The sequence below is a fragment of the Methylobacterium sp. WL116 genome (assembly GCF_008039455.1).
Lineage (GTDB): Bacteria > Pseudomonadota > Alphaproteobacteria > Rhizobiales > Beijerinckiaceae > Methylobacterium.
Window position 1 is genome coordinate 1 of record NZ_VRUV01000117.1, and the last position, 10572, is coordinate 10572.

A 10572-nucleotide genomic window follows, 5' to 3' on the forward strand; every position below is an offset into this window, starting at 1 on the left:
GCGGCGCTCCGCCTCGCTCGCGCCCGCGAGCAGGCTCGACGCCCGCTCCGCCTGATCCGACACGCGGGCGAGGCGCGCGCCGAAGACGTTGAGCAGGGTCGCCACCCCGGACAGCAGGAACACCGGCGTCAGCGCCACCTGGATGATGTGCGCGATGCCGTCGAGGGTGTTCGGCTCGAGGCTCGACATGGGCAGAGGTTTCCGCGGCGCGAGGAGGAAGGCGGGAGGGCCGGCCTCCGACGCCGCCAACGTCCGGGCGGCCGGACGGTTCGCGAGGATCCGGCGTCCGCTCCGGCCTTCGCGCCCTCAGATCAATCCGCCGCCATGCGGGTGATCGCAAGCATTCGGCTCGGCGGCAATGCCGATGCCGAGCCCGAGGACCAGGGCGAACGCGGAGACGAAAGCGAGGGCGAGGGCGGTGCTGACCATGCCCGGATCTGTCCTCCGGTTGGGTGAAGAAAGGGTTTCGCGGCGCGAAAACCGGTGCCGAACCCGCCCGCCGGCGCCACACCCTGTGGATGATGAAGGGAACTGTTCCAGTTTTCCCTTGGAACGGCTGCGCTAGCCCTTAGTTCTTGCTGCTATGCTCACCCCTGCTGCGGGGATGTCACGTTCACGCTCGCAGCGAGAACCGGAGGAACCCCATGGCAACCAAGACGACGGAAAAGGCCGCCCCGAAGGCTGCGAAGGAGACCAAGGACGCCAAGCCCGCGAAGGCTGCAGCCCCCAAGGCGACCAAGGCCGCCGCCGGCGCCAAGCCGAACGCCCTGCAGCAGCCGCTGAAGCCCTCGGCCGATCTCGGCGCCATCGTCGGCACCAGCCCGATCCCGCGCGGCGAGGTCGTCAGCAAGGTCTGGGAATACATCAAGAAGCACAACCTCCAGAACCCGGAGAACAAGCGCGAGATCCTCGCTGACGACAAGCTCAAGAAGGTCTTCGGCAAGGACAAGTGCAGCATGTTCGAGATGAACAAGCACCTCGCCGCCCACCTCAAGGCCTGAGCCGCGCCGGACCCGTCGTCGGGTCGATCCGGAGACGCGGTTCCCGGATCGTCCTGCTTCGACGGTGCGCTCGAACGGGGCGGCGCCACGCCGCCCCGCGCGACCCGATCAGGCGTCAGGCGATGTTGCGCAGGACGCCGCCATCCACTCGAAGCGCCGCGCCGCTGGTCGCGCTCGCCGCCGGGCTGCAGACGTAGGCCACCATGTTGGCCACTTCCTCGACGCTGGCCAGCCGTCCGATCAGCGATGTCGGGCGGTGCTCGGCGACGAACTGGCGGCCGAGGGCGTCGAGATCGGCCTTGCCCGATCCGCCGGCCATCTGCTTCATGAAATCGGCGACGCCCTCAGACAGGGTCGGCCCCGGCAGCACGCTGTTGACCGTGACGCCGGTGCCCGAGACCGTCTCGGCGAGCCCGCGCGAGACCGCGAGCTGCGCCGTCTTCGTCATCCCGTAATGGACCATCTCGACCGGGATGTTGATGCCCGACTCGCTGGCGATGAAGACCACGCGGCCCCAGCCCCGCGCCACCATCCCCGGCGCGTAGGCGCGCGACAGACGCACGCCGCTCATCACGTTGACGTCGAAGAAGCGCTGCCAGTCGCCATCGGGGATGTCGAAGAACGGCTTCGGCTCGAAGATCCCCGTGTTGTTGACCAGGATGTCGACGTCCGGCAGCGCCGCGACCAGCGCGGCGACCCCATCGGCCGTCGCCACGTCGCCGACCGCCGCGAAGGCCTCGCCGGCCTGGGTCTTCCCGCGCAGGGCCGCGATGGCCGCCTCGACGCGTTCCGCGGTGCGCCCGTTGATGCCGACGCTGGCGCCGAGGTCGAGGAGCGCCTGGGCGATCCCGAAGCCGATGCCGCCGGTAGAGCCGGTGACGAGGGCGCGGCGGCCCTTCAGGTTCATGTCCATTTCGGTCGATCCCTGGTTGCCGCGATGTCTCGCGATGCCGATCAACGCGCCGGTCCGGCCCCAGGTGGCATGCAGCCTATCCGGCTCTGCCCCGCCGCAGAACGCTGGCGCAGCCGCCGAACACGGCGAGCGCCACCGCGGACCACAGCGCCAGCGACACCGCCCGCTCCGGCCCGGCGCCCTGGGTCATCCCGAAGATCACCGCCACCATCGCCGCGCCGAGGGACTGGCCGGTGAGCCGCGCCGTCGACTGCATGCCGCTCGCCCCGCCGCTGCGCTCGCGCGGGGCGGAAGTGATGATGACCTTGTTGTTCGGCGTCTGGAACAGGCCGAAGCCGAGGCCGCTCAGCGTCAGCCGCCAGACGATGTCGAGGGTCGCCGGGTGCGCCGGCAGCAGCGCCATCGCGGCGATGCCCGACGCCATCAGCGCGAGGCCGATGCCGCCGAGCAGCCCCGGCGGGTAGCGGTCGGCGAGCCGCCCGGCGACCGGCGCCATCGCCGCGATCGCGATCGGCCAGGGCGTCATCAGGAAGCCGGTCTGCGTGCCCGAGAGGTGCAGCACGTCCTGGAAATAGAAGGGCAGGGCGATGTAGGCGCTCATCTGCGCCGCGAACGAGGCGATCGAGGTCGCCATCGACAGCGCGAAGGCCGGGATCCGCAGGAGGTCGACCGGCAGCAGCGGAGCCCGCAGGCGCAGCTGGTACAGCACGAACACCGCGCCGACCGCGACGGCGCCCGCGATCTCGGCGAAGGCGATCGCCCGCCCGTCGGCGTCGCCGAGGCGGTCGACGCCGACGATCAGCAGGCCGAAGGTCAGCGCGTTCAGCACCGCGCTCAACGCGTCGAAGCGCGCCCCGCTGCGCGGCGTCGTCGGCAGCGTCCGCGAGGCGACGAGGAAGGCGAGGCCGCCCACCGGCAGGTTGACCAGGAACAGCCACGGCCAGGACGCCACCGAGAGGATCGCGGCGGCGACCGTCGGGCCGGCCGCGGAGGCGACGGCGACGACGAGCGCCACGTTGCCGACGCCGCGGCCGATCATCCGGTGGGGATAGATGAAGCGCACCAGCGCGATGTTGACGCTCATCACGCCGGCGGCGCCGAGCCCCTGCGCCAGGCGCCCGGCGATCAGGAAGCCGAGGCTCGGCGCGAAGGCGCAGGCGAGCGAGGCCGCGACGAACGCCGCCAGCCCGGCGAGGTACACGCGCTTGTAGCCGAGGATGTCGCCGAGGGAGGCGAAGGGCAGGAGCGCCGCCGTCACCGCGATCTGGTAGCCGTTGACCACGAAGATCGCCGCGGCCGGATCGACCGCGAGGTCCTTGGCCATCACCGGCAGCGCCACGTTGACGATCGCCCCGTCGAGCACCGCCATGGTCATGGCGAGCGACACCGCCGCCATCGCCAGCAGGCGCTCGCGCGGGGGAAGCCCGTCGGCCGGCCTCGCGGCGGCCGGGCTCCCGTCGCCGAGGCCGCTTGCCGCCTGCGCTTCCTCCTCCGCCCCGCGGATCGCGCGTCGTCCGGACGATCCGGCCGTCTCGGTCATCGTCGAAAACCTTGTTCTGGGCCGACCCCGGCCGCCGGCCGCCGTGGGTCCGCCCGGCGCTTGCGCCCGCACATAGCGGCTTCACGCAGGCTTGAGCAGCGCGCCGGTGACATGGCCGCGGGATCCTTCGCCCGTGCGCCGCTTTTCCGCCTTCGCGACGCGCCATCGCGTCGTCGCCTCGATCTGACGGATGACGCCCCGATGCCGACGATGACGCGGACCACCGCCCTGCTGCTCGCCCTGTTGCCGCTGATGCCGATGGCGGCACCGGCGCAGGAGGCACCGCCGCTCGGGATCGGGCTGGAAGGCTTCGCCTACCCGTATCCGGTGCGCTTCCTCGCGCTGTCGCGCGACGGCGAGGCCCAGCGCCTCGCCTACATGGACGTGGCGCCGACCGGCACGGCCAACGGCCGCACGGCGCTGCTGCTGCACGGCCGCAACTTCCCGGCGAGCTACTGGGCGCCGGTCGTCGCGGCGCTGACGGGCGCGGGCTACCGCGTGGTCGCGCCCGACCAGCTCGGCTTCGGCAAGTCCTCGAAGCCCATCGGCCCGTTCACCTTCGACGCGATGGCCGCCGACACCGTCGCGCTGCTCGATCACCTGAACCTGCGCCGGGTCGACGTGGTCGCCCACTCGATGGGCGGGATGCTGGCCGTGCGGTTGGCACGCAACGCCCCCGACCGGGTCAACAGCCTCGTCCTCGAGGCGCCGCTCGGCCTGGAGGATTACCGCTTCAGCGTGCCGCCGGTCGCCAACGACACCCTGCTCAAGCGCGAGGGCGAGCTCACGGCGGCCGCCTACCGCCGGCAGCTGATGACCAGCTACGCGCTCTCGCTGCCGGAATCGGCGATCGAGCCGTTCGTCGAGGTGCGCGAGCGGGTGAAGGGAGCGGGCGAGTATCCGCGCTGGCTGCAATCGTTCGTGAACTCCTACACCATGATCTGGGGCCAGCCGGTGGTGCACGAGATCCCGCTGCTCCCGATGCCGACCCTGTTCGTCATGGGCGGCGCCGATCACAACGCGCCGGGCAAGCCCTACGCCCCGCCGGACCTCGCCGCGAGGATGGGCCGCAACGCCGACAACGCGACGGCGCTGGCCGCGAGGATGCCGAACGGCCGGGCGATCGTGTTCGCGGGCATCGGCCACCTCGTCCACATGGAGGCGACCGACCGCTTCGACGCCGCGATGCTGGAGTTCTTCGACGGGCATTGACCGCCCGGTGTCGCGGCGAAGGCCCGCGAACGGAGGAAGGCCGGGCACGATGCCCGGCCTCGGAGCCGCCCCGGAAAGCCCGGCGGCTCAGGCGGCACGAACGGTTGCGAGGAAGCGGGCGACCTCCGCGCCAAGATGCTCCGACTGACGCGACAGTTCGGACGCCGAGGCCAGCACCTGCGCGGCCGCGGCGCCGGTCTCCTCCGAAGCCTGCGCGACGCCGGCGATGTTGCCGGTGACCTCGCTCGTGCCGGCGGAGGCCTGCGCGACGTTGCGCACGATCTCCTGGGTCGCCGCACCCTGCTCCTCCACCGCCGCCGCGATCGACGCGGCGACCGCGTCGATCTCACGGATGCGCGTCGAGATGGTCCCGATCGCCTGCACCGCCCCTTGCGTCGAGGTCTGGATCTGGGCGATCTGGCTGCCGATCTCGGCGGTGGCGCTGGCCGTCTGGTTGGCAAGCTCCTTCACCTCGGCGGCGACCACCGCGAAGCCGCGCCCGGCCTCTCCGGCGCGCGCCGCCTCGATGGTGGCGTTGAGCGCCAGCAGGTTGGTCTGGCCGGCGATGTTCGAGATCAGCCCCACCACGTCGCCGATCTTGGCGGCCGCCTGGCTCAGTTCGTGAACCAGGCGTCCGGTCTGCTCCGCTTCGGAGACCGCCGTCTGCGCGAGGTCGGCCGAGCCGGAGACCTGCCGCCCGATCTCCTGGACCGACGAGCCGAGCTCTTCCGCCGCCGCCGCCACGGTATTCACGTTGGAGGCCGCCTCCTCGGCGGCGGCCGCCACGGTGGACGATTGGCTGGCCGTCTCCCGTGCGGTCGCGGTCATCGTCTGGGCGGTGGCCTGCAGCTCGGTGGCGGAGGAGGACACCATGCCGACGATGCCGCCGACCGCCCGTTCGAACCCGTCGGCCAGCTCCGTCATGACGCGCTTGCGCTCGGAGGCCGCCGCCGCGTCGGCGATGCCCTTGATCTCCGCCTGCTCGGCGGCCTTCCGGGCAACCATGGCCGTGATGCCTTCGACGGCCCGGCCGACGGAGCCGACCTCGTCGCCGCGGCGCGCCTCGGCGATCTGCGCATCGATCTCGCCGTTTTCCATACGTCGGAGGACGACGACCAGCCGACCCAGCGGACGCGTGATGCCGACGATCGACACCAGGGTCGCGGCGACGAGGCCGACCAGGAGGCCGAGAGCGGCCAGCGCCATCAGGGTGTAGCGCGTCGCATTCGTCTGATCGCTCAGGACGTCGGACTGATGCTCCATATAGGCGGCAATGTCGTGCGCGAGCCTGCTGCCTTCGTCCGTCATGGTGGCGAAGGTCGGATCGATGGCGCGGTGCACGAGGGCTATGGCGTCCGCGTTCTCGTTCGCGGTCCCGAGCCTGCGCACCTCGGTCACGTCCTTGAGGAACCGGTCGACCCGGGCGTTCTGCGCCTCGACGCGCGCGCCGAAGGCAGGCGCCTGCTCGCGGAGGTCGGCCAGCGCCTGCCTCATGTTGGGCAGCACCGCCTCGAAGCCCGCATTGGCGCTCTTGATCTGGGCCTCGTCGGTCTCGGCGATGATGCGGTAGACCCAGTAGTTGAGCTCGAACATCAGGCCGTTTGCCCGGCGCGCGCTCGCGACACCTTTCGCCTCGTGGACGATCAGGAGGCTGTAGGCGTCGTCGATCGTGGTCATGCGCGCCTGCGCATACCAGACGCATCCACCGACGACGACGGCGATCGATGCGATCACGGCAATGAGCTTCGGCAGGATTTTGATGTTTGAAAGACGGAGCATCGATCTATCCGATCACGTTGAACAGCCGAAGATCGCCCAAGATCGCTTAAATCGCGGTTAACCAATACCTCTGCGGATCTTGGAGTGGGCTCACGAATGCTCACGGCTTCGTGAGAAGATGCGCGATCGACGCGATCGATGTCCGCCTCGGCTCGATGCCGCCCGGCGCGGTCGACCGATCAGCCGGCTCCGAGGCGGCCCCGCCTGAGCAGGAACACCCCCTGCGCGCCGATCAGGTTCCAGAACCACCACGGCATCGAGAAGCGCATCGGCCGTCCGCGCGCGTCGAGCGCCGCCGCCTTCTCGATGTGGGCGTCGACCGCCCGGCACAGCTCGACGAAGTCGCGCATGGTGCAGTGGTGGATGTTCGGCGTCTCGTACCAGGCTTCCGGCAGGATCTCGGTGATCGGCATCCGCCCGCGGAAGGCGAGCTCGGCCCGCACCCGCCAATGACCGAAGTTCGGGAACGAGATCACCACCTGCCGGCCGATGCGGAGCAGGTGCTCCAGCACGATGCGCGGGTTGCGCGTCGCCTGGATGGTCTGGGACAGGACCACCACGTCGAACGCGTCGTCGGGGTAGTTCTCGAGGTCGGTGTCGGCGTCGCCCTGGATCACCGGCAGGCCGCGGGCGAGGCAGGCGTTCACGCCCTCGCGCGACAGCTCGATGCCGCGCCCGTCGACGCCGCGCCGGTCGCGCAGCAGCGCCAGCAGCGAGCCGTCGCCGCAGCCGATGTCGAGGACGCGCGCGCCGGGCGGCACCAGCCCGAGGACCACGAGGTGGTCGACGCGGGCGCCGCCGGATTCGGGCGTGCGCGGCAGGTCGTCCGCCGCCTCCCAGGGCGTGCCGGAGGCGGCGTCGCCGAAGGACAGGTCCTCGCGCCCGCTCACAGCCCGCGCGCCCGGGCGGCCGCGTCGATGAACCCGCGGGCCGCCGAGAACAGCGTCGGCTCGTCGAGGAGGAACGCGTCGTGGCCCTTGTCGCTCTCGACCTCGACGAAGGCGACCGGGGCCGAGGCGGCGTTCAGCGCGTGCACGATCGCCCGGGAATCGGCCGTGGGGAACAGCCAGTCGGAGGTGAACGAGATCACGCAGAACCGCGTCTTCGTGCCCTTGAAGGCGTTGGCGAGCACGCCGCCGTGGTCGGCGGCGAGGTCGAAGTAGTCCATCGCCCGCGTCAGGTAGAGGTAGGCGTTGGCGTCGAACCGCTCGACGAAGCTCAGGCCCTGGTGGCGCAGGTAGCTCTCGATCTGGAAGTCGGCGTTGAACGAGAAGGTCGGCGCCGAGCCGCCCTGGAAGCGCCGCCCGAACTTCCGGTGCAAAGCCGGCTCGGACAGGTAGGTGATGTGCGCGCCCATCCGCGCGACGCCGAGGCCCTTCGAGGGGCGCGTGCCGGCCTCGAGATAGCGACCGTCGGCCCAGGCGGGGTCGGCCATGATCGCCTGCCGGCCGACCTCGTGAAAGGCGATGTTCTGCGCCGAATGGCGCGCGCCCGTGGCGATCGGCATCGCCGCGAACACGCGCTCAGGGTAGAGCGAGGCCCATTGCAGCACCTGCATCCCGCCCATCGAGCCGCCGATGCACAGGAACAGGTCCGCGATGCCGAGATGGTCGAGCAGCATCGCCTGGGCGCGGACCATGTCGCGGATCGTGACCAGCGGGAAGTCGAGCCCGTAGGCCGAGCCCGTCGCGGGGTCGATCGAGGCCGGGCCGGTCGAGCCCATGCACGAGCCGATCACGTTGGAGCAGACGACGAAGTAGCGGTCGGTGTCGATCGGCTTGCCCGGGCCGACCAGCGTCGTCCACCAGCCGGGCTTGCCGGTGACGGGATGGGGGTGGGCGAAGTGCTGGTCGCCGGTGAGCGCGTGGCAGATCAGCACCGCGTTGGTGCGCGCGGCGTTGAGGGTGCCGGCGGTCTGGTAGGCGACCTGGAACGGCGCGAGCGCGGCGCCCGAATCCATGGTCAGCGGCTGCCCGGCCTCGAACCGCGCGACGAGCCCCGCCGGGTCGCGCGCCTGCGACGGCTCGCGGCTGCGGATCTCGGGCTCCGTCGCGGAGGCGGCCGTGACGGCCGTATCGAGGGGATTGTCCATGAGGCGTCTGGAAACGGCTTCTCGCGCGCCGAAGGGGCCGAAGGAATCGCGAGGCCGCCCGCTTCCCGCGCCCGCCGCTGCACCGGACGTAGTGTGCCCGCCGCCGAGCGTCAACGAAAGGGGCCGCCGGAAGGCCGTTCATCCGCCCTCCGTTGTCGATCGCACGGCCCTGCCGCGCTGGCCCTTCGGCGCGGCGGGCCGTAAACACGCGCGAGCAGCCCCGTCCTCAGCTTGTCGAACCATGCGCTTCCCCAAACGAGCCGCGCCGCCGATGGAAGACCTCGCCGCCCTCCGGGCCGAGATCGATCGGATCGACGCCGAGATGCACGCGCTGCTGATCCAGCGCGGCGGGATCATCGACCGGCTGATCGCGGTGAAGGGCACCTCGGCCTCGGGCTCCGCCTTCCGTCCCGGTCGCGAGGCCGCGATGATGCGGCGCGTCGCCGAGCGCCACCGCGGGCTGCTGCCGCTCGACACCGTCGAGGGGATCTGGCGGGTCATCATCGCGACGTTCACCTACGTCCAGGCGCCGTTCTCGGTGCATGCCGACATCTCCGCCGGCGATCCGGCGATGCGCGACTCCGCCCGCTTCCACTTCGGCTTCACCGTGCCCTACCGGCCCCACCCGACCTGCGCGGCGGTGATCGAGGCGGTGGCGGCCTCGCGCGGCGACCTCGGCATCTTCCGCTTCGACCCGCGCGCCGCCCAGGTGCCCGCGAAGGGGGCGGCGAAGGGAGAGGCCTGGTGGGAGGGCCTGATCGGCGCGGGCCGGCCGAAGGTGATCGCCCGGCTGCCCTTCATCGAGCGGCCGGCCCACCCGGCCGGCACGCCGGTCTTCGTGGTGGCCAAGCCCCTCGACGATCCGGCGGCGGCGCAGCGCGACTGGGTGCTGTGGGCGGTGCGCTGCGGTGCCTGGACGGAGGAGGCCGAGCGCGCCGTGCAGGGGCTCTACGGCGAGGTGGTGGCGCGGGCCAAGCCCAAGGGCGAGGTCGAGCGCCTGCTGCTGGCGGTGCCGGGCGGCGTTGGCACGCGGCAGCTCGCCGAGGCCCTGGACGGGGCGGGCGCGGCGGTGTCGAGCCTCGACGAGACCGGCAGCCACGCGGCGCGGTTCCGGGTGTGAGGGCCGCCGGGCGCCCGATCCGGTCGCGCCCCGCTTCATCGCGGCGCGAAATGCTGTAGACGGGCGCCACCCGCGTTTCTTCTGCAGGCTGCGAACACCAATGTCCGCCTCTCCCCGTCTCCGCCCGGTGCCCCGTCCGGGCGTCCTGGCGATCGACCCCTACGTGCCCGGCAAGAGCGGGGCGCCGGGTCACGCCAAGATCCACAAGCTGTCGTCGAACGAGACGCCGCTCGGCCCGAGCCCGGCGGCGATGGCGGCGATGCAGACGGCCACGGCCAAGCTCGAGAACTATCCCGACGGCACCTCCACGCTGCTGCGGACCGCCATCGCGGCGCGCTACGGCATCGACGCGGGCCGCGTCGTCTGCGGCGCGGGCTCGGACGAGCTGCTCTCGCTGCTCGCCTACGCCTATATCGGCCCCGGCGACGAGGGCGTCTTCTGCGAGCACGGGTTCCTGGTCTACCGCATCGCCATCCTGGCGGCGGGCGGCACCGCCGTGGTCTCTCCCGAGCGCGACCTCACCGCCGACGTCGACGCGATCCTCGCCGCCGTGACCCCGCGGACGAAGATCGTCTACGTCGCCAACCCCAACAACCCGACCGGCACCTACCTGCCGCTGGCCGAGGTGCGGCGCCTGCATGCCGGCCTGCCGGGCGACGTGCTGCTGGTCCTCGACGGCGCCTACGCCGAGTACGTCCAGGCGGACGACTACGCGGCCGGGCTCGAGCTCGCGCGCGACGCCGACAACGTCGTGATGACCCGCACCTTCTCCAAGATCCACGGGCTCGCCGCCCTGCGCGTCGGCTGGATGGTCGGGCCGGCCCACGTGATGGACGCGGTCAACCGCATCCGCGGGCCGTTCAACCTGTCCACCGCCGGCATGGCGGCCGGGGCGGCGGTGGACAGGTTGAACGG

Annotated in this window: 11 protein-coding genes; 4 read left to right on the plus strand and 7 right to left on the minus strand. The window is 71.6% G+C overall.

Features of this window, described 5'->3' with window-relative positions; all coding sequences use genetic code 11:
* Together FV223_RS11295 and FV223_RS32420 are read right to left on the minus strand one after the other, a co-directional pair.
* Positions 1-189 (minus strand): DUF2721 domain-containing protein (locus FV223_RS11295; RefSeq protein WP_147727135.1); only part of this gene is annotated, 189 nt, incomplete at its 3' end.
* 117 nt (positions 190-306) lie between these two features.
* Positions 307-429, minus strand: a complete 123-nt coding sequence (locus tag FV223_RS32420) for a hypothetical protein (protein ID WP_279593021.1) — start codon at positions 427-429, stop codon at positions 307-309.
* Between the two features lie 215 nt (positions 430-644).
* Between FV223_RS32420 and FV223_RS11300 the strand changes: the two genes are divergently transcribed.
* Entirely contained in the window at positions 645-1001 is a 357-nt protein-coding gene (locus FV223_RS11300; RefSeq protein ID WP_147727136.1) for an SWIB/MDM2 domain-containing protein, read from the plus strand.
* Between the two features lie 115 nt (positions 1002-1116).
* Here FV223_RS11300 and FV223_RS11305 read toward each other — a convergent pair whose 3' ends face one another.
* Together FV223_RS11305 and FV223_RS11310 are read right to left on the minus strand one after the other, a co-directional pair.
* Positions 1117-1914: an SDR family NAD(P)-dependent oxidoreductase gene (locus FV223_RS11305; RefSeq protein ID WP_147727137.1), complete on the minus strand. Its 798-nt coding sequence runs from the start codon at positions 1912-1914 to the stop codon at positions 1117-1119.
* Between the two features lie 76 nt (positions 1915-1990).
* A complete protein-coding gene (locus FV223_RS11310) occupies positions 1991-3310 on the minus strand; it encodes an MFS transporter (RefSeq protein ID WP_246686502.1) in 1320 nt (439 codons plus the stop codon).
* Positions 3311-3664: 354 nt separating this feature from the next.
* Between FV223_RS11310 and FV223_RS11315 the strand changes: the two genes are divergently transcribed.
* Positions 3665-4666 carry an alpha/beta fold hydrolase gene (locus tag FV223_RS11315; protein ID WP_147727143.1) on the plus strand — a complete coding sequence of 334 codons (1002 nt, stop codon included), beginning with the start codon at positions 3665-3667 and terminating at the stop codon, positions 4664-4666.
* Positions 4667-4753: 87 nt separating this feature from the next.
* On the opposite strand, the gene FV223_RS11320 is transcribed toward FV223_RS11315, so the two are convergent.
* The 3 genes from FV223_RS11320 to FV223_RS11330 all read right to left on the minus strand — a co-directional run bounded on the left by FV223_RS11320 (position 4754) and on the right by FV223_RS11330 (position 8537).
* Complete coding sequence (locus tag FV223_RS11320) at positions 4754-6445, minus strand: HAMP domain-containing methyl-accepting chemotaxis protein (protein ID WP_147727139.1); 1692 nt, start codon at positions 6443-6445, stop codon at positions 4754-4756.
* Positions 6446-6624: 179 nt separating this feature from the next.
* Positions 6625-7335, minus strand: a complete 711-nt coding sequence (gene metW, locus FV223_RS11325; RefSeq protein ID WP_147727140.1) for a methionine biosynthesis protein MetW — start codon at positions 7333-7335, stop codon at positions 6625-6627.
* The gene (locus tag FV223_RS11330) at positions 7332-8537 is read right to left on the minus strand and encodes a homoserine O-acetyltransferase (RefSeq protein ID WP_187274668.1); all 1206 of its coding nucleotides are present in this window, start codon (positions 8535-8537) and stop codon (positions 7332-7334) included. The genes metW and FV223_RS11330 overlap by 4 nt, the downstream gene beginning before the upstream one ends.
* Positions 8538-8778: 241 nt before the next feature.
* Here FV223_RS11330 and FV223_RS11335 point away from each other — a divergent pair, with 241 nt between their 5' ends.
* Both FV223_RS11335 and FV223_RS11340 read left to right on the plus strand, forming a co-directional pair.
* A complete protein-coding gene (locus FV223_RS11335) occupies positions 8779-9657 on the plus strand; it encodes a chorismate mutase (RefSeq protein ID WP_147727141.1) in 879 nt (292 codons plus the stop codon).
* Positions 9658-9757: 100 nt separating this feature from the next.
* The coding region (locus FV223_RS11340; RefSeq protein WP_147727142.1) for a histidinol-phosphate transaminase at positions 9758-10572 on the plus strand (815 nt) is incomplete at its 3' end.

Excerpts from the sequence above, each read along its gene's own strand:
- FV223_RS11335 (WP_147727141.1), top strand. The coding sequence starts at position 8,779 with ATGCGCTTCCCCAAACGAGCCGCGCCGCCGATGGAAGACCTCGCCGCC.
- FV223_RS32420 (WP_279593021.1), bottom strand. The coding sequence starts at position 429 with ATGGTCAGCACCGCCCTCGCCCTCGCTTTCGTCTCCGCGTTCGCCCTG.
- FV223_RS11320 (WP_147727139.1), bottom strand. The coding sequence starts at position 6,445 with ATGCTCCGTCTTTCAAACATCAAAATCCTGCCGAAGCTCATTGCCGTG.
- FV223_RS11305 (WP_147727137.1), bottom strand. The coding sequence starts at position 1,914 with ATGGACATGAACCTGAAGGGCCGCCGCGCCCTCGTCACCGGCTCTACC.
- FV223_RS11300 (WP_147727136.1), top strand. The coding sequence starts at position 645 with ATGGCAACCAAGACGACGGAAAAGGCCGCCCCGAAGGCTGCGAAGGAG.
- FV223_RS11330 (WP_187274668.1), bottom strand. The coding sequence starts at position 8,537 with ATGGACAATCCCCTCGATACGGCCGTCACGGCCGCCTCCGCGACGGAG.
- FV223_RS11315 (WP_147727143.1), top strand. The coding sequence starts at position 3,665 with ATGACGCGGACCACCGCCCTGCTGCTCGCCCTGTTGCCGCTGATGCCG.
- FV223_RS11310 (WP_246686502.1), bottom strand. The coding sequence starts at position 3,310 with ATGGCGGCGGTGTCGCTCGCCATGACCATGGCGGTGCTCGACGGGGCG.